The 26056-nt window shown below is 50.6% G+C and carries 13 protein-coding genes; 6 read left to right on the top strand and 7 right to left on the bottom strand.

Translation table 11 applies throughout. The features are described 5' to 3' along the window. Positions 1-13 precede the first annotated feature (13 nt). Entirely contained in the window at positions 14-4069 is a 4056-nt protein-coding gene (locus C3V43_RS11495) for a hybrid sensor histidine kinase/response regulator transcription factor (RefSeq protein WP_106069929.1), read from the top strand. Positions 4070-4243: 174 nt separating this feature from the next. Here the strand turns inward: C3V43_RS11495 and C3V43_RS11490 are convergent, their stop codons facing one another. The 7 genes from C3V43_RS11490 to C3V43_RS11460 form a co-directional block, all read right to left on the bottom strand. Beyond that, positions 4244-7336: a glycoside hydrolase family 2 TIM barrel-domain containing protein gene (locus tag C3V43_RS11490; protein WP_106069928.1), complete on the bottom strand. Its 3093-nt coding sequence runs from the start codon at positions 7334-7336 to the stop codon at positions 4244-4246. Positions 7337-7660: 324 nt separating this feature from the next. After that, positions 7661-9661: a glycoside hydrolase family 127 protein gene (locus C3V43_RS11485; RefSeq protein WP_106069927.1), complete on the bottom strand. Its 2001-nt coding sequence runs from the start codon at positions 9659-9661 to the stop codon at positions 7661-7663. 160 nt (positions 9662-9821) lie between these two features. Next, on the bottom strand, positions 9822-12347 hold the full coding sequence (locus C3V43_RS11480) for an alpha-L-arabinofuranosidase family protein (protein WP_394336140.1): 2526 nt from the start codon (positions 12345-12347) through the stop codon (positions 9822-9824). 365 nt (positions 12348-12712) lie between these two features. Further along, positions 12713-14659 (bottom strand): glycoside hydrolase family 97 protein, encoded by a 1947-nt coding sequence (locus tag C3V43_RS11475; RefSeq protein WP_106069926.1) that lies wholly within the window; start codon positions 14657-14659, stop codon positions 12713-12715. Positions 14660-15016: 357 nt separating this feature from the next. Further along, positions 15017-16141, bottom strand: coding sequence for a glycoside hydrolase family 88/105 protein (locus C3V43_RS11470; RefSeq protein WP_106069925.1), 1125 nt, complete (start codon positions 16139-16141; stop codon positions 15017-15019). A gap of 64 nt (positions 16142-16205) precedes the next feature. Continuing rightward, positions 16206-17543: an alpha-l-rhamnosidase gene (locus C3V43_RS11465; protein ID WP_106069924.1), complete on the bottom strand. Its 1338-nt coding sequence runs from the start codon at positions 17541-17543 to the stop codon at positions 16206-16208. Beyond that, positions 17533-18789, bottom strand: a complete 1257-nt coding sequence (locus C3V43_RS11460; protein ID WP_106069923.1) for a DUF2264 domain-containing protein — start codon at positions 18787-18789, stop codon at positions 17533-17535. The genes C3V43_RS11465 and C3V43_RS11460 overlap by 11 nt, the downstream gene beginning before the upstream one ends. Positions 18790-18955: 166 nt before the next feature. Here C3V43_RS11460 and hemW point away from each other — a divergent pair, with 166 nt between their 5' ends. From hemW to C3V43_RS11435, 5 genes are all read left to right on the top strand, one after another. Continuing rightward, positions 18956-20083, top strand: a complete 1128-nt coding sequence (hemW, locus tag C3V43_RS11455; protein ID WP_106069922.1) for a radical SAM family heme chaperone HemW — start codon at positions 18956-18958, stop codon at positions 20081-20083. A gap of 284 nt (positions 20084-20367) precedes the next feature. Next, complete coding sequence (locus tag C3V43_RS11450; protein ID WP_235655842.1) at positions 20368-20682, top strand: DUF8478 family putative metalloprotein; 315 nt, start codon at positions 20368-20370, stop codon at positions 20680-20682. Between the two features lie 275 nt (positions 20683-20957). Continuing rightward, positions 20958-23360: a TonB-dependent receptor gene (locus C3V43_RS11445; protein WP_394336139.1), complete on the top strand. Its 2403-nt coding sequence runs from the start codon at positions 20958-20960 to the stop codon at positions 23358-23360. Positions 23361-23364: 4 nt separating this feature from the next. Further along, positions 23365-24693, top strand: coding sequence for a hypothetical protein (locus C3V43_RS11440; RefSeq protein WP_106069920.1), 1329 nt, complete (start codon positions 23365-23367; stop codon positions 24691-24693). Between the two features lie 26 nt (positions 24694-24719). Continuing rightward, positions 24720-26012 carry a hypothetical protein gene (locus tag C3V43_RS11435; RefSeq protein WP_106040934.1) on the top strand — a complete coding sequence of 431 codons (1293 nt, stop codon included), beginning with the start codon at positions 24720-24722 and terminating at the stop codon, positions 26010-26012. The last annotated feature ends 44 nt before the right edge of the window (positions 26013-26056 follow it).

Here is a 26056-nt window from a genome sequence, read left to right as displayed (position 1 = left end):
AAAATCATATACAATGACACACCTCCGCATTACCTGCATCTTATGCCTGTTGGCAATAATCGGCGCAGCCTCGGCGCAACGGCACAGCATCTCGCACTTCGGCGTGGAAAACGGCCTTTCCAATAACTACATCCTCAGTCTGGCACAAGACAGGAAGGGATATATCTGGATTGCGACCGAGTCGGGGCTGAACCGCTTTGACGGACGGCAGTTCACCGTGTACAACAAAAGTAACTCCGGCCTGAGCAGCAATGAGCTGAACGCCTTACTGGCCGACCCTACGGAAGACAAAGTGTGGATAGGCACGCAACGCGACGGGCTGTGCTGCTTCGACTACGCCACCGAAACCATCACTGCGCTGAAAAGTCCCGACGATGGGCTGATAAGCAATGACATCCCTTATCTGGCAGCGGCGGCAGACAGCGGGATATGGATTACCCACTACCACATGGGCGTGCAGCATTTCGACCCGAAGAGAAACGTTTTCCGGAACTATGACCGCAGTTCGATACCCCACCTGCCGTGGGGATGCTGGACGGCCATGGAGGACGGACGTGGCAACCTCTACATCGGACACGTGAAAGACGGGCTGAGCATCGTCGATACAAAGCGGAAGACCTTGCGCAACTTCCGTCACCGTGCCGGCGACCCCAGCAGCCTCCCCGGCGATGAGGTCTACTCCCTCTGCATAGATCGCGACAAGAACGTCTGGGTGGGGACAAACCAAGGAGCCGCCCTCTTCCGCCCCGCTACAGATAAATTCATCTCCTTCAAGCATCGGAAGGGGGACGCGCAATCGCTCCTGCCGGGCACCGTCATGGACATCAAACAAATGAAGAACGGAAACATACGCTTCGCCACCAACATGGGAGGTATCAGCGTACTGGACTTGCAGAGCAACACCTTTACCGATGCCCGCAACATACGTTTCAGCAACATTACGGTCACCAATGACGAATACGGCCTGACCGGCGCATACGTACGCCGACTGTTGCAAGACTCCTTCGGCAATCTTTGGATAGGAAGCTACCGCGACGGGCTGGACTTCATCAGCCATGAGCCTAATATCTTCAACAGATTGCACTACACCGCAGAGAAGCAAGGAAAGAGCCGATACAAACAAGTGTGGAGCCTCTGCCTCGACCATAAGGGACAACTTTGGATGGGCGGCGAGAGCGAACTGGCCGTCTCCAAGCAAGGAGAGCAACTCCGGATAATCCCCCTGCCTACATCTACCTTGCATCCCCATGCCTACGTGCGTGCCATCCACGAAGACAGACAGCACAGGATATGGGTAGGTACATGGGAAGCCGGGCTGTTCTACTATGAGCCGGAGAAGCGACGCTTCACGTCCATCAGCAAGGATGGCCTGCCCGCTGACGTACGATGCTTATCCGAAGACCCGGACGGCAAACTCTGGATAGGCACACGCACCGGCGTGTACAGCTACCACCATGAAAAGCTGATGCCTGAAGAGGAACTGAACGCACAGTTGACCGACTTACTGGTGCAGGACATCTGCCGCGACGCACACGGACGACTGTGGGTAGGGACCTTCGGCAAAGGGGTCTTTATCTTCACTCCGCAAGGCAAGCTGTTGCTGAACCACCAAAAAGAAAACGGGTTTCCGTCCAATGCGGTGAATGCCTTCACGACCGACTCGCAAGGACGCATCTGGGTTGCCACTCGCGAGGGTGCCGTACTCTTCGCCGACACCGGTCGCCCCGAGAGTTATACCATCTTCGGCAGCGACGAGGGACTGAGAAACACGCAGGTACGTGCCATACACGAAGACCGCAACGGAACCGTCTGGATGAGCACCAATGCCGGTATCTCCCGTCTGGACGAGCAACGGAAGACATGCTATAACTACGACCATCGCGACGGCATCCCGCTGGGCGACTTTATGGACGGAGCTTCCGTGTCCGACGGCAACGGGACACTCTATTTCGGTTCGCAGAACGGAACGTGTTACTTCGACCCGTCGTCGCTCTCTGCCATGCGCATCGTGGCTCCCGTCACCATCACCGGCTTCTTCGTCTACAGCAAACAGACCGAGAGTAAAGACATAGAAACATCGTTGCCGCTGGCTGCCGGAGAAATCGGCCTGCCATACAATCAGAACACCTTCAAGATATCGTTCAATGTGCTGGACTATACACAGAGTTCGCAGGTGGAGTTTGCCTACATGATGGAAGGACTGGAAGACGTATGGTACAGCACACAGGGTGAAAACCAAGTGACTTTCCGCAACATTCCTCCCGGAGATTATACGTTTAAAGTAAAAACCCGTCTCCGCAATCAGGAGTGGGAAGAGAAAGTGGCTACGCTTCCCATCACCATCAGCCCTCCTTTCTGGCTGGCATGGTACACCAAACTGCTTTATTTCTTCGTCGCTGCCGCCTTCGTCTACATTATAATCGGCTTCTACAAACGCAAGCTGGACTTGGAGAGCAGTCTGGAGGTGGAGCGCAAAAACAGCCGGAATAAGCAGGAGCTGAACGATGAACGCCTGCGTTTCTATACCAACATCACCCACGAATTGCGCACTCCACTCACCTTAATACTGGGACCACTGGAAGACTTGCTGAGCGACAGCAGCCTCTCACCCAAGCACGCCAACAGAATCAGCATTATCCATGACAGCGCCGCCCGGTTGCTGAATCTTATCAACAGCATATTGGAATTCCGGAAAACAGAGACGCAGAACCGAAAGCTTTCCGTTGCACGGGGCGACCTATCGGAACTGGTGCAGGAAATCGGGTTACGGTACAAGGAACTGAACCGCAATCCTAAAGTCGATTTCCATGTCCGTATCGATACGGAAGACACACTGCTTTTCTTCGATGCCGACATGCTGACTACGATTCTGAACAACCTCCTGTCCAATGCCGCGAAATATACCTCGGAGGGTGACATTACACTCTCTTTGAGTTCTCTGGAGCTGGGAGGCGTGAAATATACTGAAATAAGTATCAGCGACACCGGGCATGGCATCGCCGAAGAAGCGCTTCCGCACATCTTCGAGCGTTACTATCAGGCCAACAGCCAATATCAGGCATCGGGGTCGGGCATCGGGCTGGCTTTGGTGAAAGGATTGGCCGACCTGCACGAAGCCACTCTCGAGGTGAGCAGCCGGCTGGAAGAAGGCACTACTTTCAGACTGCGCCTGCTGACGGACAATTTCTATCCCAATGCGTTGCATACGGACAAGCATCCGTCAAACGAAGAGCCCGGAAACACAACCGACAACCCTCTGCCGGAAGAAAACACGGAAGCAGAGGAGCCGTCGGAAGATACCCGACCGCTGCTGCTTGTGGTGGAAGACAATCCGGATATACGCGAATATATCCGCCAATCGCTTAGCGACGATTTCGACGTACTCACGGCCGAGGACGGCAATCAAGGGTGGACACTGGCCCAAGAGCGTATCCCAAACATCATCGTGAGCGACATCATGATGCCTGTAATGGACGGCATCGAGCTTTGCCGATTGGTGAAAGACGACATCCGCACCAGCCACATCCCCGTCATCCTGCTCACGGCTAAAGATTCGCTACACGACAAGGAAGAAGGTTATACGGCCGGTGCCGACTCGTACCTGACCAAACCTTTCAGCGCCAAACTGCTGCACAGTCGAATCAACAATCTGCTGGAAGTACGCAAAAAAATGGCAGCCGGTCTGACGGCCTTCATCCCACACACGGAGCCGGTTGCCGAAACAACAGAGACCTTGAGCCCGCTGGACAATGAATTCTTGCAACGCATTACGAAAATCATCGAAGACAATCTGGAGATGGAGAAAATGGACATCGCCTTCATTGCCGACAAAATGTGCATGAGCCACTCCACCCTCTACCGCAAGATAAAAGGCGTCACCGACATGTCCGCCAACGAGTTCATCCGCAAGGTGAAGATGAGGAACGGAGTGCGGTTACTGCTTTCGGAGCGATACTCGATATCCGAAATCTCCTACATGACGGGCTTCAGCAGCGTGGCATACTTCAGGCAGTGCTTCAAGAATGAGTTCGGGATGGCGCCGTCCGAGTATCTGAAGCAGAAGAAATAAAGAAAGAACGTCAAGTTTCACTCTTTCCATGCAGGCTTGACTAAAAGTTTCACCCCTCTCCATTGTATTGAGACTTTGTCTCCCAATACGATTGAAGCCACCTCAGTTGTATTGGGAGGTGGCTTCAGTTGTATTGGGAAGTATGTTCAGTATAGAAAGGAAAAAATGAATCCTTTAATCAAGTCCTACCTCATGCTTCACCGGCGAGAGAATGAACGTAAATTCATAATCGCCATAAGGCAACTGATATTCCGGACGGGCAATGTGTCCCCAACTGTTTTCGCATCCCAACCCCATCTGCACCTTGTCGATGCAGAAATTCGTCAGGTCGGCTTCCTCCACTTCGGGCGAATGTCTGTTTTGTTTTTCCCAGCCTTCGTCCAGCGACTCGATGGTGTAGTGCAATGCCGATGCCGAGAAAGGAGCGTCGGCCACCACTTGCAGACCGCTACCTGCGGCACTCAACATCTTCCACCAGCGGATGTCGGTCTTCGTTCCGTTTTCCTGCGGACGGATATAGGAATAGAACTGCTCGGCCACGCTCTGACGATAGATGCCGAGGTCGGCGGCATGATTACGGTCGATGTAGTTCTCAACCGGGCCACGACCGTAATATTCCACCGCATCAAACAAACGGGGCATGGGCATCTGCATGCCGAAACGGAAGAGATTGGACACTTTGGCGTTTTTGTCGGCAGTAAGCTTCTGCGTGACTTTGATGGCTCCGGTGTTGTTGATGACGTATGTCAGATTCAGCTTGGCCGATACGGCAGGCATGTCATAGGCAGCTTCCACAATCACCTGCTTGTTTTCGATGCGGCGATTCAGCGAGGTCAGTTTGATTTCAGGATTCTTCCATGCGTCATACTTGCGTTGCAGCGCAGCACCGAAGTCGTTGTCGGTAGGCGCACGCCAGAAGTTTGGCGTCAAGGCTGCACCCTCTTTTATCATATCCTGTCCGTTCACTTCATATTTTGTCAAATAGCCGCTATGCTTGCTGAACTCTGCACGGAACGTCTCATTACCTATTATAAGATAGTTATAGTCGTTCTCTTGCATCTGCGGAGCCGCAGCCGGCATGTTCTTCGTTTCTACGTTTGCCAAGTCCATGACAGGGGCTTTATAAGGATTCAGCGCAAGTTGCTCTTTGGCCACTACATAGCCGGCAGGCAGCAACCCCTCACGGTTTTTCAGTTTATAGGAAACGTTCAGCAGCCATTCGGTGCATTGGCATGTCTTGCCCAGATCCAATTTGACGGCAACCGTCTGTTGGGGGGCTACATTCAGATTATCCACACGCCCCGTACGCATCACTTTACCGCCTTTCAAGACTTCCCATTCCAGATAGTAGGCAGAAAGGTCGCGGAAGAAGTTCTCGTTATACACGTTAATCTCACCGTTTTTCAGGTCGGCAGGAGTAGTCCGGATGTTCTGATAAATGCGCCCTACTTCATACATGTGAGGATTGGGCACACGGTCGGGACTAATCAAACCATTGTTGCAGAAGTTCACATCGCTGGCATCGAACCGGTTGAAGTCGCCTCCATAAGCATAAATCATCTTTCCGTTTTTACCAGTCCACCGCACCGATTGGTCTACGAAGTCCCAGATAAATCCGCCTTGGTATTTAGGATATTTGCGCACCAAGTCCCAATACTCCTTAAAGCCGCCTTGAGAGTTGCCCATGGCATGCGCATACTCACATTGAATCAACGGTTTGGTGTAGGAGGCATCTTCACAATAAGCCCGGCAATCATCATAGCGATAGTACATCGGACAGAATATATCGGTTTTGCCATCCTTGCGGGCCTGCTCGTACTGCACCGCACGGCTTGGGTCTTCTGCCTTCACCCAATCGTAGGCAGCCTCGAAGTTAGGACCGTAGCCCGCCTCATTGCCCAACGACCAAAAGATGATGCAGGGATGATTGAAGCCACGTTGCACGTTGCGTTGGTTGCGTTCCATGTGCGCTTTTTTATAAGCAGGGTTCTTGGCAAGAGTCTTTTCCTTATAGCCCATGCCATGCGATTCCACATTGGCCTCAGCCACCACATAGATGCCATATTTATCGCAGAGGTCGTACCAGAGATTGTCATCCGGATAATGGCAGGTGCGCACGGCATTGATATTGAACTTCTTCATCACCTGAATATCCTGTATCATGCGTTCGGGCGATACCACATACCCGCCGTCCGGGTCTATCTCATGGCGGTTGGCTCCTTTGAATAGCACAGGCTGCCCGTTAACCAGCAATTGTTCTCCTTTCAGCTCTATCTTGCGGAAGCCTACTTTTACGGGAATCACTTCGCTGCCGCCCTGCAACGTGGCACGCAACGTATATAAATAAGGTGTCTCGGCAGTCCACTTCTGCGGATTCTCCACATTCATCACCGCCACGCCGCCATGCACCGTCTGCGCAGCCACTTGCTTGCCGGTGGCATCGAGCAGTTCCAGATTCACGTTGCCGCTACCTTTCAGGCTGACCGACACACGCAAGAAGCCATTCTGATAACCGGCATCCAAATCGGGCGTCACGCGGATGTCTTCGATGCGCTTTTTATCGCGCGCATAGAGATAGCAGTTGCGACCTACACCGCTATAACGGAAGAAGTCTTGATCTTCGAGGTATGTGCCGTCGCACCAACGAAATACTCGGAAAGCTATCAGGTTCTTCTGCCCCGGCTTCAGATAAGGAGTAAGATTGAATTCCGCCTCCAGCTTGCTGTCTTCGCTATAACCTACATAGCGCCCGTTCACCCACAGATAGATGTTAGAGGTGACAGAACCGAAATGGGCGATGATTTCCTTGCCGTTCCAGTTGGCGGGCACGGTCACTTCACGCCGATAAGAGCCTACATGGTTGTTTTCTGTCGGTACATAAGGGGGATTGTTCACGAATTGATTGCGCCAAGCATAACCCACATTCACATAGATAGGGTCGCCGAAGCCATTCAGCTCCCACACGCCGGGCACGGGCATATTGCTCCACCCCTTATCGTTGAAACCTTCTTTCCAGAAGTCGACAGGACGAGCATCGGCATCTTTCACCCAAAAGAATTTCCAAGTGCCGTTCAGCGTCATGTAGTTGGCAGATTGTTCTTTTACCCCGCGAGCCGCAGCCTCGGCCGACTCGTAGGCGAAATAGTTGGTGTGCATCGGGGCACGGTTCACGGCGTTGACTTCAGGGTCGCGCCATTCGTTGAAGGATTGCGCGTTTGCCGACAGGGTCAAAACGGCAAACAAAGCGGTAATGAAATGTTTCTTCATGATAAATATGTTTATAATTAAAAGGCGGTATGCAAGATACGCTTACGTACCGCCGCAAAAGTAAATGAGTCTGATATTCCGGTTTCCGGCACACCTTGAAATGACTTCCCAAAGGAGTGGGCGGTGACTTCCCAAAGGCATGATGCACGACTTCCCAAAGGCATGATGCACGACTTCCCAAAGGCATGATGCACGACTTCCCAAAGGCATGATGCACGACTTCCCAAAGGCACGATGCACGACTTCCCAAAGGCACGACGCACGACTTCCCAAAGGCACGACGCACGACTTCCCAAAGGCACGACGCACGACTTCCAAGGGCTGTTAAGGCTTTGCCGAAGCTGCACCGACTTCTATCGGCAACCACACATCCATGCGTCCCTCTCCGCGGTGCGCCCAAGCGTAATAAGGAATCAGCGTCAGCTTTACATCCTTCAAGGCCAGTTTGCCCGCAGCATCGTAGCTTAAAGCCTGCGCCTCTGTCGTGATTTCGTTGATGCCGCAAAGCATATCCGGTCTTTCCACTACCTGAAATTCGGGATGACGATTCAAGATGACATTGCTCACATTAAAAGCGTTGTCCGGCCATTCGGCACAATATACAAGAGGACCGCGCTCCACAGCCACACGACCTCGGTCGGCCCCCACCTTGTCGTTGGCTTTCACCACACGCACAGGCATGTCGAAGTGAATCTCCACCACATCCCCTTTCTTCCACTTACGCTCTACGCAGAGGTAACCGTTGGCCAACTCGCCCTGTACCTGACTTCCGTTGACCGACACCCGATAGAGGGGTTTCTGATTGTCGGCATAAAAATACAAGTCACTCGGCAGCACACTGCCACGCACCCATCCCGGAATGCGGATGTTCATGCCGAATTGCCCGCCACCTTTCGTCACCGTCAGGCGAATGTCTCCATTCCAAGGATAAGAGGTCTGCTGCTCAAGCACGACGTCTTTCTTGTTAACCTTCAACGCAGCCCGGTTGGACAGGAAAAGATTGACATACACTTTATCGTCCTTCACCGCATAGACATATCCCGGAAGCGAAGGGATGAAGCGGCTGATGTTGCTGGGGCAACAGGCACAACCGAACCAAGGCTGGCGGGTAATGGTACGGTCGGCATTGAACCTGTACTTACCGTCGCAAGACAAGGGGTTAGGATAGAAGAACTTACCCCCATCCAGCGAAACGCCCGAAATCAACCCGTTATAGAGCGTACGCTCCAGCACGTCGAAGTATTTGGCATCGCCATGCAGCAAAAAAAGGCGATAATTGAGGTAGACATTGGAAATGGCCGCACAGGTTTCGTTATAGGCGGTCAGGTTGGGCAGCTCATAGTTGTCGCCAAAAGCCTCACCCTGATGACGGGCACCGACACCGCCCGTGATGTATAGCTTCTTGCCGACGATGTTCTCCCAAATCTTGTCGATAGCCTTGATGTAGGAACTGTCGCCCGTGATGGCAGCCACATCTGCCATGCCTGAATACATATAACCGGCACGAACGGCATGCCCCACCGCCTCATCCTGCTCCAAAACCGGCAGGTGCGACTGGGAATAGATATCTTTTATAGTGGTCGTTCCGCGTGCGTCAAGGAAAAACTTAGCCTGATCGAGATACTTCTTGTCGCCTGTCACGGTATAAAGACGCACCAAAGCCATTTCGGCTATCTGATGTCCCGGCACAAGGCGTTTTTGCCCCGGTTTATCACCGATATTCTTGCAGACACAATCGGCATAACGGATGGCAATGTCAAGGAAATTCCGCTTACCCGTAGCCTGGTAATGTGCCACAGCACCTTCCACCATGTGCCCTAAGTTGTAGAATTCATGGCTTAACACTTCTACCTTCGTCCATCGTTCCGGTCCCGACCAGCTATGCGGATGCTTCGGATTCATGGTGCGAGCCGTATAAAGGTAGCCATCCGGCTCTTGAGCAGCGGCAACGATGACGAGTACACTGTCTATATACTTCTTCAACTTTTTGTCCGGATAAGTCTGCAGCATATAGGAAGCTCCCTCGATAGTCTTATATACATCCGTATCGTCGAAAGAAAAACCTCCCACCTTATATTCATCACTGGGGTGAGCAGCCTTTACAAAATTCTCGTAACGTCCGGTCTCCTCACACTTGCTGAAAGCCAACGGAACTGTCACTTCACGACTGGCCTTGAGACGTTGTCCCCAGAAACCATCCACCACCTTGACGGAAGTAAAGGGAACCGGTTCTATCGGATATCCCGTGTGAATGGTTTTCTGCTTCTGCGCCAACACTGCACCGGCCATAGTCGCGGCAAGTGCCCATACTAATACTCTTTTCATGGTTTCTATCAGATTAAGTTAAATTCTTCGTCACTCCTAAAACTGTTTAGGGTGCATTTCAGCTTCCACTTTCTGCCTTCTATCTATTTTTCGTAGGAACGCCCGGATGATGCGCCAATGAGTACAGATTAAAAGACCGAAAATGAAATCAAAACAGCACCTATTTCTTCTCTCCCTGCCCGATGCGTATCACCGTAAACGAATAGGGAGGCATCTCATAGGAAAATTCCTCTTCGCCAATCTCGAAAGGAGAAGTTACGGGCTTGGCATCCTTACTTTGCGGTTCACCTGTCAAGAGCGTTTTTGTGGCAGATGGGTCCACTAAAGAAACCCCCTCCAACCGTATGCGGGAAGCGACCTTCACGGGAAGCAGATTGACAAGCTTCACGATATAGTCACCACGAGCTTTATCTTTCACCACCGATACACCGACACGCTTACGCACGGCATCCGGCTGATTGTCTAGACTGACCACAGAGGGCAGATACTCGGAACCGGAATGTTGCCCATACATTTGCTGCACATAGTAGCTCACCGTAGGCTTCACCTCCGTATTATTGAAGTAAATCAAATCCGGATTCCACTGTGTATGTCCTTCTTTGGCCAACAACGGGGCATAAGAAGTCATAGATACCACGTCCCCGTTCCGTTCCACAGAAGTGAGGTACAAAGCCTCCGTCAAAGCCGTTTCGATGTTGTTGTGTCTGCCCGATACATGGGAAGCATATTCTCCCAAATACACCTTCGGCTTGTTGCGATCGTAGCGGTCGTAGTAATCCTGGTTATGGATAAGCCAGCCCGGCTCCACATAATAATGCTCGTCCACCATAGGTACACCGAGGCGTGTGGCCAATTCCCACCCTTCTTCATAATCCGTACCTTCATAGAAAGGTCCCACTGTCCCGATGACAGTTATTTCGGGGTGCTTCTCCCTGACGGCATTGTATATCAGCGTAAAGCGTTCTTCAAAGACATCGGTTATCATGTCTTCATTGCCAATGCCGATGAACTTGAGGTTGAAAGGCTTCGGATGGCCGGCTTCGGCACGCATCTTCCCCCATTTCGTGCGACGGGCATCTCCATTGGCATACTCTATCAGATCGAGCACATCCTGAATATATTTATCCATTTCCTCCATCGGAATGCCGCCCTGCTGCCCCATGCAGGTCAGCTCGTCCGTTGAATGATGGGCACACGTACCGGAGTTCTGACAAGGTACACCGGCTGCAAGTACAGGCAACGGTTCGGCTCCAATATCTTCGCAATACTGGAAATACTCAAAATAGCCCAAGCCGCGTGTCTGATGATAGCCCCAAAGATTGCGCAAAGGCTTGCGGGATTCAAGAGGGCCGATAGAGCCTTTCCAATCGTATATATTGTCCACACCGTCTCCGTGGGCCACGCATCCGCCGGGGAAACGAAAGAAACGGGGATGCAGGTCGGCAAGTGTCTGCGCCAAATCGGCACGTAGACCGTTCTTACGCCCTTTGAACGTCTCTTGCGGGAAGAGAGAAACCATGTCAAGCGCATACTTGCCTGCCACCTGAGGATAGATAGCCAAAGAAGCGACAGGCACGTCAGCCGTTGCCGTTACAACAGTCTTTTGCTGTTTCCAGTCTTTTGAGGAGATAGTGACAGACGATTGTCCTATCACCGCACCGTTCGTATCAAGCAACTTCACCACCACCTTGCCTCCCTTACCTTCAAGGACTTTACCAAAGAGGGAAAAATCATAGCGTGCACCTTTCTTTACGGCAATGCCGTCAAAACCGCTATTCACAAGTCCTGCCCCCGGGGCAGATCTCACTTCCAGCACCGCATAATGCGGATTATTGGGATGAAGCGGGCTAAGTGTTTCAACGTTGAGCGTTGCAGAACCGGCATCGGCCAATGCCCAAGAATGCGTACTATTCCAATTCAGGTCATTACCACGATCAGCGGGAGCATATTCAAAGTCACGGTTCTGAATCAGCTCCGCATACAATCCACCGTCGGCAGCATAATTGATGTCTTCAAAGAAGATGCCTATCAAATGATCGCTTATCTTTTTGCCCGCTTCAGCCTTTACCGTGACGGTAGCTTGCAACGGTTTCAATCCTACAAAGCGCACAGGGTCTTGTGCCATGCGTTCGGCATTCTGCAATGCACGATAGCGCTTATGCTCGGTATAGCGGATGAGCCGCCCCACCGTGTTGTATGCCACTCTCTGCACCCAACCGTCCTGTTCCAATCCATTTATCAAAACTGTCTTTGCCAACGTAGGATATACATCTTCGGGCACGAATTTATCGAGGTCGGACGGCGCAAAGTAGCTCTGACGTCCCCACTTCTGCAAGTCGGAAGAAGAGACGTAGGCCAGCGCCTTACCAGTCTCCGTAGCCGACCATACACAATGCCAACGTCCATCGGTACGACTCTGCATCAGATGCGACTTGAACATTTTCTTTGCCCTTCCCCACGGACCGAAATCCGAATTGACATAGGAAAAACCGTCGGCCACACTAAACCATCTGCTTTCATCGGCACTCCAGGCAAACCGTAATCCACCACCTCCATCCCGATGGGAATAGGAAAAGAGATAGACCGAATCGGGTTCATTCGTCACACGGTTCGTTCCGGCTTGCGAAGTAGCAGCCACAGCCGACAGCAAGCCGGCAAACAATATCTTGAAAAGTCTTTTCATCATATTCATATTATTATGTATTTACTGCTTATATACCTGAGTCCGAGATAAGAAGCAGGTCGATAGCCTTATCCGGCGACTTGTATTTTAAAGCCAAACCACATTGGTTATCAAGCGTTTACTCCTGTCTTGTCAGACACTTGCGTCTGACGGCTCAAACACTTGTGTCTGTCGGCTTGAACACTTGCCTCTGTCAAGACAAAGGATTGCAGCTGTCAAAACAAGAGGAGGGAGGTCGACGTAAAAGGCCCTCTTCTCTTCTGACTAATCGCTGTAAACCGGTGTATTCAGGAATCGCCCGACAGGATGCTGCCCCTCATCTTTGGCAAAAGCAACCGTCTATACTGAACTCAGGTGCTTATATGTATCTACTGTACCAGTACGACACCACCCATAGGCCGAACGGTGATCTGCATCGTACCGTCGGCCTTGACTTTCTCCGCCTTCTGCTGCGGTTGCAACTTCTTATCATCAAAATAAAGGGAAACATTTTCTCCGGCCTTCAACATCGGAAGAGGCAGTCTTAGGTTCAGCACCTCGTTCATGGCATTGATGGCAGCCACATACCACATATCACCGTGACGACGGGCCAAAACGACATACCTTCCCGGATAACCGTCGACCAGGCGTGTCTCGTCCCAAGTGGTAGGCACCTTCTTCATGAAATCGAGACAGAGTCGGGGAGCATCTGTCAGGTTGTTGGGAGCCAAAGCAAAGTTCTGGATGGGGTTTTGGAATAATACGGAAGTAGCCAACTGGAAGATGTCCGTTGTACGGCGCACCGTCCCTCCATTGTTGTCCCGGTTCAGACGTTTGTTCAAGACCACACCTCCAAACTCCATGCTTCCTACGGCATTGCGAATGAAAGGGTGCAGGCAGGCATTGAACGCCTCGTTATCGCAAAAGTGCTGATTGAAGACGAGATTCTCCGAGGCCAGCACCGCCTCACTGCCCACATAGTTGGGATACATTCGTTCCCAACCTCGAGGCAAGGTGCAACCATGAAATATCACCATCAGCCCATGGTCGTCGGCATCGCTCAGAATCTCTTCGTACAAGCGCATGGTCTCCTGCTTATCTCCTCCGAAGAAGTCTACCTTGATACCCTTCACGCCCAGACTTTGCAACCAACGCATCTCTCGCTTGCGAATGACGGAGTTGTCCATTCTGTTGATAGGCCCTTGCTCGATATCGTTCCAGTAGCCGCTCGAACTGTACCATAAGAAGACATCCACACCTTTGCCGCGGGCATAGTCAACGAGTTGCTTCATACGTCCGTGACCGATATTCTTATCCCACCAATTATCCACCAATACATATTCATATCCCATGACCGCCGCCAAATCAATATAGCGTATCTGGTCATCGTAGTTGATGCTTCCATCCTGCCACAGTATCCAACTCCATGTGCCGCGTCCCATCTTATACTCATGCACCGTTGCATAACGCGGTTCCACCACATCCCAAGGAACGGTAGTCTCCACAATAGGCCTTAAGTCTTCGCCTACCGTTATGGTGCGCCACGGCGTAGAACCGGGCAGCGCAAAGGCCGGTTCCACCGTTCCGTTCCCGTTGTTTTCATCGTACATCGGGAAAGCAATGCTGTATAAACCATCATGGGCGTCACTCAACCGCGAGCCGCAATAGCGGCTGTCCACTCCAGTCTCACTGACCAGTACCCAACCTTCTTCGCCCACCCGGAACAAACAGGGGAAAGTATATCCGTGACCGAATTGCGAACGCACACTCATCGGAGCATCTACTTGATATTCCTCTTCGTAGCTGGGCTTCGTGCGTTTCCAGCCTATCATTGCATCACTCTGCGGAGTAAGAAAGGTGGTGGTATGTAACGGAAAGCGGAATCCCGTCTTCTCGCTGCCTACCCTGACGCTTCCTTTGTCGTCTTCCCTGGGCAGTGTATAGCGGAAAGCAAGGTCGTTATGACCGATGCGAAACGTTATTTGCACATTCTTTCCTTCGGCATTGACAAAAGAGCAGAGCAATTCGTTTGCCCGATAATTTATCTCAGAGGTCTTGATGCGCGACTGCCTGTAGGAGATATCTATGGCGGTGACTTTATGTTCTTTCAGCGTCAATCCCTTGCTGAAATCGCCCACACTCGTTGTCATGCCGAGGGGAGAAGCTTCCAGCATCTGCTTCCCATTATAAGATACGGCATAGCATGCTTCGCCGCCGTCAGAGCACGATACGGTCAATTGCAATTTGCCATCAGGCCCTTTCACCACCAAATTCTGCGCCGACAACAGCAAGACCGCCATCAGCAAAATGGCAAAAACTTTCAGTCTGTTTTTCATGATTGATGTATTTAATAATTTTCTATCAACGATTGCCCGTAAAATAAGTGAAGAGATAGGCTCCGTACTTTTCTTCTGAAGCAAGTTTAAGACTGGAGTAACAGGGAAGGGCAAATAAGGATAGCAGCAAAGCCAAAAGACTTACATAACAAAAAGTACTTTTCATGGTTCTAACTATTGTGGTTTTATATCAAATAGCATTCTGGGTGTAAAAGTAACACCTATCATTCATCATACAAAATAAATAGATATGTTGCGTAACATATACACTTATTAAAAGCCTGTTTTATTTTCCTCCCAAAGAGTCCTCAAGAGCACACCGAGCAAAATCCGAACAGGCTTCTGAGGCTCATCCAATCAGCGATTCAGGAAACGCACCATCTCACAGGCAGCCAGCAAAAAGGCTCCCACACCGAAGTTAGCCGTGGAATTGGCATCCACCACTTGCCCCGGAATGGCTTTTTCACCGATCGGCTGCACATACCCCACACGTCCATCGGGCTGCAAAGCCACGGTGATAAGATAGTTCCATGCTTTCATCACCACGGATCGGTAGGTGTCCTCGTCCAAAAGTCCGTTGTTCATGCCCCACAACAAGCCATAGGTGAAGAAAGCCGTTCCGCTGGTCTCCGGACCGGGAGCATGTTCGGGGTCGAGCATGCTACGTGTCCAGTAGCCCTGCGGCTGTTGGCAGGCAGCCACAGCCTCGGCCATCGCCCGGAAACGGTCGGCATATTCCTGCCGATACGGGGCTGTTTCAGGAAGATCTTTCAGTACCTTTGCCAGTGCTGCCAGCACCCAGCCGTCGCCACGTGCCCAAAAATCTTTCTTACCATTCACGCTTTTATGTTTGGGATAGACATACTTGGCATCGCGATAGTAAAGCCCGGTCTCTTCATCGTACATAATGTCGTTGGCATACGCCCAATATTCATGCAGTTTATCCAAGTAGAGCGGATTTTTGGTAATCCGATACATCTTGGTCATGACGGGCATCACCATATAAAGACCATCGGCCCACCACCAGTAATCGTTTTCAGCCGTGCTCATCTGATACTCCATCACTTCACGCGCACGGGCTATCTTGGCTGAATCCGGTTGAACGGAATACAAGTCGGCGTATACTTGGAAGCAGACCTGATAATCGCCGAAGAGCACGTATTCGTCGCTCTCGCCATAGCCGTATTTCCATTCGGCCTTATTATCGGACTTGGCTCCCTTCCATCCATTGTGTTCGGCCCACGCTCTGGAATACTCGTAATATCCGAAATTGCCAGTCAGGAAGTATGCCTCCATATTTCCGGTATGGTAGGCCGCATTATCCCAAAAGGAACGGCCATGCGCGGGATGCGACTTCTGCCAATAAGCATTCACTTTGTCTATAATGCCGAGAACTTCATCGGCTTTCGGCTCGTTCGCCGTGCACGAAGTGTTTGCCAAACAGAAGGCAAAAACCGGTAGCATAAAAAATATTTTCTTCATCTTCTTTTATCAATAACAAACTATTCAACACTCTACACACCAGAGATGCGTGGAGAAAACTTCATCATTTCAATACCTCCAACACATATATGGGCTGGGCGGCAATCTCTACCGCCTGTTCTCCGTCTCCCTGCATTGTTTTCTGGACGAACAGATGCAACAGGCGTTTCTGCTTCCACAGCTCCGTGTCGTGCGAAGGTTCCCAAGCATCTACCGAGAAACCGGTCAAGTCGCAGATATTCCATCTACCCGTCACAACATCTTCGGTATGCGCCACAGACACACGGCTACCCCGCTCCACATCACGGAAGAGGTAGAAAACCTCACCTTTATCCACCACAATGCGCGGACGGGAAACCGGAATCATCTTTGTTCCTCCCCCTTTCAATGAGAAAGGAGTGCGACGAGAGGAGACTTGACGGATATTCCACTTCTGCCCGTCGTGCCACATCACGCGATATTGAGGAACGTCACTATCCGCATCCCTCCAATAGGAGGCTATGTAGGGATTGCCCCCGGCATCCGCACTCATACCGGTCTGGTTGATCAACTCCGATTCCTGCGGGATGCGACAGACGTATTCGGCGTTTGCCGCACGGATGGGAAGTTCATACTTTTCACCGTCCGACTTATACCACGTGACACCGTTGTCAAACGAGCGGGCATAGCACAAATCGTGGTTCGTTTCCACATGCCACGTTTCCCTCCACACCCACGACAAGTGGATGGTTCCCCGTTCGTCGACATACATCTGCCAGTAGGCACTCCGCTGCTCCTCGCCGTCTATCAAGACGTCTTGTATGCGATGCCACTTCCGGTTTTTCACATCATAACCGTTCAGCACCAGATTGCCCCTACCGGACGAACCGGAACGGTAGGCAAACAACAGGTTTCCTCCGGGAAGCAAATAAAACTCAGGATAGGTCACGTTGTGCTCGTCGATGCCCGTCATCGGCTTTTTCTCGCCCAGTTCCAGCGAATAAGGAGCCAGACTGCGACAATAGTTCAACGGATGCCCGTGATGGTCGAAAGCCACATGGAGATAACCGTCGCCATCCAGCATGATGCTGACAACATTATGGGCATCTTCCACATTTCCTTTATACTGCGTGCGGTGCAGCGTCCATTGTTCCGAACCTGCCGTCCGCTTGCCCAGCGTCAGGAAGCCGTCGCCATCATAATATCCGATGTATTGTTCATCACCATGCGTCACCACGGAGTTGTTGCGAAATATGGTGGTATTGACGGAAGTCCGGCTATAACCTTTCCCCACTTCCACCAAACGCACTTCGGGCTGAAAGCCGATGCCCACGCTTTGAGCGGACAATGTGCCCCAACTGCTGCCAATCCCAAGCACGACCGGAACGAACAGCCGCAACCATCTTTTCGCCTTATTTCTCATAGAAAGCATGGTCTTTGGGGAAATCTTCTCCTCCCCATGCCTTTTTCGAAGTCCACGGAAGGGAAGCATCTGTCCAGAAAGGATGGTCGGCAGGCAATCCCAGCGGCAAGAAAGCCAGCGAGGCCATATACAAGCTGCCGTTATTCGTGTACCAATCCGAGATGTTGGGTTGCGAGCCATTGAAGCCCAATGTAAGGAATCCCTGTTCGTTGAAATTGCGGTCGTCGGCAAACATGCGTTTGATAACGGCAGTCATGGCAGCACGCACCTGTCCGCCGGGCAACTCTTGGGGCAGCCAGCCGCGCCATGCCAGCAAAGCAAGTGGCTGAAGGATGCCCGTACGATAGGTGATGGAACGTCCGAACACCGGGAACGCTCCTTCGGGAGAGATGAAGCGCTCCAGAATAAGACCAAAACGCTGCATGCGCTTCTGCGCACGCTGGAAGTTACAGTCGGAGGCATTCCACACCCGGTTCTTACCGCTATCGGTGAAGACCTCAAGGCACTCCACATACATGGGATGCAGCACATAGCTGTTATAATAATCGAAAGCAAAGCCCGGCCCGTCGGAATACCAACCGTCGCCCACATACCACTCTTCCACCTTGCGAAGGGCGGAAACAATGCGATAGGTGTCACTCTTAGCCCCTGCCTTGCGCAGGAAGCACTCCACGGTGGAGGAGAACAACAGCCAGTTGGTGTAGGGAGGGTCTACACGGCGCAGCCGGGTGAACTCTTCGATGTAACGCTGTTTCGTCAGACCGTCCAGCGGCAACCACAGGGACTCATAACCGCGCAGAAAGCTTTCGGCCACGTAAGCAGCATCCACCAAGGGCTGGCCTTCCTTGCGCCACAGCAAGTAATCCCCGCTTTCGGGGTCTACGGCCTGCACGTAGCTTTTCAAAGCCCACTCACGCAGCTGCTTGCGTTGCTTGCCTTCGGCAGTATCGTCGTCAGGCAAGGAGAGCCAGGGAGCCAGACCTGCCATCAGGCGGCCGAAGCATTCCATGTAGGTCACACGCTTGTCCCGTCCATCCCAAGTGGGGCTGAGCTCCACCAGCATGCGTTCCTGAAGCTTTCCTTCGCTCATGCCGGACAACACGGGAGCGGCCATCCGATAGAGCACACCGCACCAAAGCTCACGGTCGGTCACTTCTTTTTCTTTCTTATTTTTGGCTGCCACGTCGTGCGCAGGCAGCAACAGGACTGCCGCCAAGAGCAGCCACAGGCATTTCATTGTTTTCATGATATCTGTTTAAGTCGTTTTTCCATGTTGCAAATTTACACTCTTCCCATCGGTTTATACATGCATAATTATTTCAAAAAGGGTAAAAATTCAGTCAAACCCCTGCCCGAAGCATCACATTCTCCCCTCAAAAACTTATTTTTGCAACAAAATTTTCATCAGCATCATGGCAGGTATCTACATTCATGTTCCTTTTTGCGAAACGCGTTGCATCTATTGCGATTTCTACTCCACTACCCGTTCGGAATTAAAATCGCAATACGTCCGTGCCCTTTGCCAAGAACTGCGGCTGCGCAAAGACTATCTGAAAAGAGAGCCGGTGGAGACCGTCTACCTTGGAGGTGGCACTCCCTCGCAACTGGCCGAAGAGGACTTCAGGCAGATATTCGAAACCATCGAATCCGTCTACGGACTGGAATCCACCCACGAGATAACGCTCGAAGCCAATCCTGACGACCTGACGGAAAAGTATGCGGCCATGCTGCACAGCCTTCCTTTCAACCGCATCAGCATAGGCATACAGACTTTTGACGATGCCACGCTGAAACTGCTGAATCGCCGGCACGATGCCCGGCAGGCCGTAAGAGCCATGGCGCATTGCCGGGAAGCCGGTTTCGGAAACATCAGCATCGACCTTATCTATGGCCTGCCGGGCGAAACGGACAGCCGATGGGAACACGACCTGCAACAAGCCGTCAGCCTCGACGCAGAGCACATCTCCGCCTACCACCTGACGTATGAGAAGAACACCCGCATCTATCAAATGCTGAAAGCCCGCCGCATCCGCGAGGTGGACGAGGAGAGCAGCACACGCTTCTTCGCCATGCTGACCGACAAGCTCGGCGCGGCCGGATACGAACATTACGAGATATCCAACTTCTGCAAACCCGGCATGTATTCGCGCCACAACACTTCCTACTGGAAAGGCATTCCTTACTTGGGCTGCGGCCCCTCGGCACACTCGTTCGACATTGACACGCGAGAGTGGAACATTGCCTCACTAAGCCGCTACATCCGCTCCATGGAGAGCGGGCAACGCGCTTTCGAGACCGAATGCCTGGACAGACAAACCCGCTACAATGAATGCGTCATGACCTCCTTGCGCACCATGTGGGGAGTATCCTTGGAAGAAGTAAAGCAGAGATTCGGTATAGACCTGTGGCAGCACTGCATGGATACTGCAACTCCCTATTTAAAAAACGGAAAACTGGAAATAAAGGATAATCACCTATGCCTCACCCGTACGGGCATTTTCATCTCCGACGGCATCATCAGTGATCTGATGTTTGTGTAAAGCTCATTCCTGCTTCATCGGCATACCTGCCCGCTGCCGTAAATCCCCCATTTCGGTTTTTTCCGAGAAGGCGTATCCTGTCATCTTTTTCACCTCAAGAGATGTTCCTCCCATAATAGTGTCTATACATATGCCGTCCTATGCCTACCCGTCACAAATAGCAAAAATTAGGTATTTACAGCATACCGTTGCATAAATATGCGCATTCCCTTGTTTTTTATCATAAAAAGATTTACCTTCGCAAACCAAAATTATCAGGAGCCTTGAAGAAGCTAAGGAATATAATGAAATGGTTCCTCCCGCTACTGTTCATTGCCTATTGGGGAGGCATCACGCTATTCACCCACTCACATGTGGTGAATGGAGTGATTATTTCGCATTCCCACCCGTTCAAGGGAGAACATGAACACTCCGCAGTCGAGGTGGAGACCATTTTCTTTCTTTCCGCTTTCCTCTCTCCTGTTCTTACCCTATCTTATGCGGCCGCACCGGTATTTCTGTTCTTGATGTATGTGTTGCGTGTCCTTTCGACGGAACGCGTCAAGTGCCGCAATTCTTATAACACCATCAGCCTCCGGGCTCCCCCTTCATTTTTTTGACATAGGACATCTTTTTTGAAGTGATTCCTTTTCGGAGTCGCATCTGTATTATTGGTTTGGAAGCAACCTCTTTCATCCGTTCCGTTTTTCGTGCCGTATTCTTCCGATCGTATTTCCTTTCCGGGAAAAACATGGTGAGCCATACAACGGCCGCACAAATCTGCCATGGCCTCTCACTAAAACGGAAAAGTCTTCGGGGAAAGGGATGTAAGAGAGCGTATGCTGTGTAAGCCCGAACCGATTCCTAATCTTACATTCTATTTTTTATAATTTATATGAAGAAGTTTATTTTTTGGGCAGTATCTTATAAAGTGCCGCTTATAGCATTCATGCTCTTCTTTTTTGCGCCCGGTGATGCGTGTGCCGGTCTATTGCCCGACATACCGACGGCAAAGGATAAAACAGAGCTGAAACAAGCGTTCAGGGTGATGCTGGAGGGGAGCCGCGAACCGATTGCGGGAGCAATAATCTATTGCGATGAAGCGGTAAGTCCGCGAGTAACGGGCACCGACGGTCGGTGTGTCATCGATTTGAAGACGCACCCGAAAAGTGTGAAGGTGAAGGTGACTTACATCGGTTTCCGCACCTTGGAAAAGACCGTCAGCCTCGATACCTCGAGAACCATCGACTTATTTTTGCACGAAGACATCAAGCAAATCTCCGAAGTCACAATCGTCGCTGACCGCAAACAAACCTCGGTATTGCAGCAGACATCGACCATCCGGCAAGATGCCATGGAGAAAGTGGGAAACACCTCATTGGCCAAACTGCTGGAGACCGTGCCGGGCGTAAGCTCCATCAGTACCGGAAACACCATTGCCAAGCCCGTCATTCAAGGCATGCATAGCAGCCGCATCCTTCTGCTCAACGATGGTGTACGTCTGGAAAGTCAGAGCTGGGGCGAAGACCATGCACCGGAGATAGACTACAGCGGAGCCAACATGATAGAGGTGGTGAAGGGAGCCGAATCCATACGCTATGGCTATGGAGCCATGGGAGGTGTAGTACTGCTCAATCAGGCTGCCCTTCCTTATGGACATCAACACCTCAAAACCCGGGGAACCGTAAATCTGGGTTACGACACCAATGCCCGGGGATATAATGGTTCGGGAACCATGGAAATGGGATATAAGCGTGTGGGGCTACGCCTGCACGGCATGTATCAGAGAGCCGGAGATTACTCGACAGCCGAGTATATCCTGAACAATACCGGATTCAACAACATCAGCATGTCGGCTTTGGCCGGTTACCAGCACAGGAACATCACAGCAACGCTGTACACCAGCCTTTATTACTCGCGAAGCGGTATCTATTATGCAAGCAGAATCTCCGACATCGACCAGTTGCTGGCACGTTTTGCGGCAGGAAGACCGGACGAGAGTTCGTTCAAGCCGTTCTCATACGACATTAAGCCACCTTTCCAACAGGCACAACACTTCACCTTGAAGGGCGACATCAAATGGGATGTCAACAAAAATCACAAGCTATCGCTCATCCTCTCTTATCAAGATAACCTGAGATGGGAATTCGAAAACCGGAAACAAGACAAGTACAGTTGGATACCTGTGCAGGATCTTATCCTCACTACTTACAAAACAGACCTGTTGTGGAATGCCAAGTGGAAACGATGGGACATGACGACTGAAGCCGGACTTTCGGGCAGCTATCAGTCCAACTACAATTATCCGGGTACTAAACAGCCAGCTTTTATTCCCAACTATGCGGCCCTTACCATGGGAGGATTCTTGCTGCAACAAGCAAAAATCGGACGACTTCAGTGCTCCCTCGGCATGCGCTACGATTTCAGAGCGATGGATGTGGACGGGTATACCAGTCTGAAGAGTTACAAATACTACAAGGATTTCAAAGTATACAGCAACTTCACAGCCAGCCTAGCCGCCCACTATCAGCTCTCCGACCGATGGGATGCACGTGCCAACGTCGGATGGTCGTGGCGTCCGCCCGATATCAATGAACTCTATGCCACAGGGTTGCATCACGGCACCCATTGGGTGGTGGGTAACCGAAAGCTGACCAGCGAGCATGGATACAAGGCTGTATTCGGCACGAGATACCACACGGAATGGTATTCCATAGAACCGAGCTTCTTTTATCAGCGTGTACACAACTACATCTATGACGCCATTGGGAAAGGGTTGAACCGATTCCATAACCATCCCAGTGGCAAATATCCGAAGTTTATTTTCGGACAAGATGATGTGATGTTGACAGGAGGCGACATTACGGCAACGGTCACTCCGATTGCCGGCCTCACCATCACGGCCAAGGGCGAATGGATCTATGCCCGTAATCTCACGCAAGACGAATGGCTGCCTTTCATGCCTTCCGACCGCTATGGCATGTCGGGCACCTATAATTGGAAAATCGGCCGTGAAGGGAAACACAATGCATCCGTATCGTTATCGGGTGTCTACGTAACCAAACAAACGCACTTCGATCCGGATAAAGATTTGGTACCCGACTCCCCACCTGCCTATGCTTTGCTCAACGGAACAGCAGAATGGAGCATGAGACTGCCCGGACAGAGAGAATTGAAACTGATGATAATAGGTGACAACATACTCAATACCCTGTATAAAGAATACACTGACCGATTCAGGTATTATGCCCATGCAAGAGGTTCAAACGTAATATTCAAGACAATAATAAAATTCTAACAAAATGAAAAATAATAATATCCATTCTATAATACCCATACTTTGTGTACTCTTGTTGCTGGGTAGTTGCTCTGAAGAGAGTGTGGATAATTTTCTGAAAAAGATAGTCAAAGCCCCGCCATCATCAATAGAACGGGATGTAAAAGGACATGAGCAGATTTACTCGGTACAACTTATCTTGAGACTGGCCCGGAAGTCCGATCATAAATTAGATAACCGAGACGATACATACATCGCATTTGAAAGTGGCAGTAAACCAACTCCTATCCCTCTTGTTCAGGAGATAGCGTTGTCGAAAGACGAAAACGGGAACATCACGATTACATCCGACAGGAAGGCTTTTGATGTCATCAAATCGGAAAAGTATCACTATGGCCTTGAACTGAAGTACTATGATGTCAACGGTATGCTAATCAACCATCAGTTCTCGGGTTATTATTCCGACGACGAGGATAACTCCACCCTGCTGGTGCACCAGCACTTCTTTACCATTCAAAATTATTCCCTGAATGGCCGGCAGTTGGTTTATCCCATGTCTTTAGACAGCGTTTATTACAGCAAATACGCTTTCGCCGAAGATGTTAACGGGAAAAGAATTGAAGCATCCAGAATTTCTCCTTCGAATATCTATGCGCTCGATGATAACAATCAAGTCAATGGGGTGAGATACAGTGATGAGTTGACGGAGAAATCCGTTGAAAATTCCATGAAGCCTGCAGCAACCGAGCCATACGATGACCCTGTTACAGGCAAAAGGTTTAGGCTCTATCAAACCATCAACAATTTCAGACTGAACGAGAAGGTACCTGATATTTTCAGCTATGAGTATCGTGATACCGACCCAGTTGAGGAGGAACTTGGAAAAGATTTAACCGATTATGACGACATGAACCGGCTTCGTTCAGGCAACACGGTGATACGACTCAGGGAAAAAAGATCGCTGGACGACGGAGCACCCTACGATGCTTTGGGCTTCAAAGGCATGCTCCGCTTCAAGGAATCCAATATTGCATTCCAAATGAGAGTCTGCATATGCCATATTCTAAATAGGGTCTCCATCCCCGCCAACGAGAACCAATTAGGAAAGTACGGCAACACCGACAACAACGTCAATGGCGGCGTATACAACTATAATGCACTTCAGACAGCTTGGAACAGTTTCGATATCGACTATCCCATCGCCTTCAGGGTGATTGCCGACCTCGATGGAGATCGGGAGAAGTGTATGGATGATATCCGCCACTTCTACCCCAAGGCAGACAAGACTGATATGCAAGCCATGTTCTGGGGGGATGAAAGTTTTTTCAACCGTATTCCTAAGATAACCATGTAAACAAATGATATTCTAAACAATCTAAAATGAAAAGAATAATTCAAACAGTCCTACTGATTTTCACCGTTGCAGCATTATGCTCGTCGTGTGACAAATTTATATTCGGCAATGTCAAGGTGGACTATGAAGACAATGCCCTGACACGGAAAAAAATGCCGCAATCTGCTGCCGACTTATACAAACCTCCCATCGTCACAGAATCGGGATTAGCCAATCCCGATCCAGATGGCGCACTCCGGGATTGGGCTACATGTCTCGTCATGTTCAAAGAAGGGCATCCGCACGGAGGAGGAAAATTTCATGGTAACTTCATCTATGAGAAGGCTCCTTGGAAGCAAGAGGAATTTGTGATTATCCACAACACCGCGAAAGGAATAGAAGTAGAGGTAGACACCGCGAGTACAGTGACTTATCTGGAAAAGCTCTCAGGGAAAAAGGGGCCGCAGTATGTCCGCATCATTGGCGGATCTACCAAACTATGGGGATTGTGTCTGTTTTTTTATGACCGCAATGGAAAACCTATCAACAACCGTATTTTGGAACATTCAGATCAGTATCAAACATTTATTTCCATCAGTGATGTCGATGACAAGGGACAGCCGTTCATGGTAAAAGATGTACGCTATCGCGGGAAAGATAAGCCGGATATGATTGAATCGGAATACTTTAAAAGACAAAACAGCTTTGACCGATTAAGATTATCGACGCCCAAGCTGTTTGAATATACCTATCGTGACACATGGACTACTGAAGACATGGCCGACGGTGTACGCGAGCTGTTCAATCAGAAACTGCTTCCGCCGTTCCAAAGATTCCATACCGACGGCGCCACGGCACCATACGACCAAGACTGGGTGGGACTGAAAGGACACATGAAGTTCGACATTGCCGAAGAAGTAGATCCGATATACGACGGCTGGCCTGTTCCACTTGGGAATGGAAGCATCTACAGCAGGAGCAGTAACCTGTTGCCCTATTTCTATCTGGCCGTCAGGGTAATGAAATGCGAGAAAGGCAAGAAAACAATCATCCCCATGCCTCTGGGCAGTGGAGGCAGGCCTCTGGGGGCAAGCAAGTATATATGCGCACCATATTATGATCCTAATCCGCAATCCGAATGGAAAGAGATGATTCGTTTCAATATACCACTCAAAGTATATACTAATACCTATGACACCGACCCAACTAATTCCGACCCCAACGAGCCGTATTACTATCATTTAGGGAAAGAGATAGGATTGACACCACAAGAAGCGTATGATGCCATCCTCAATGTAACTACCCATGGAAACGGAGGCTTTGGTGCATGGTTTTTATAGAAAGCTAATTAATTATTAACAAATATTTTTCACTAATTAAATAA

Source organism: Prevotella heparinolytica (assembly GCF_002998535.1).
Taxonomy (GTDB): domain Bacteria; phylum Bacteroidota; class Bacteroidia; order Bacteroidales; family Bacteroidaceae; genus Bacteroides; species Bacteroides heparinolyticus.
The sequence above is the reverse complement of the archived record's forward strand: the minus strand, read 5'-3'. Positions and strand labels throughout refer to the sequence as shown.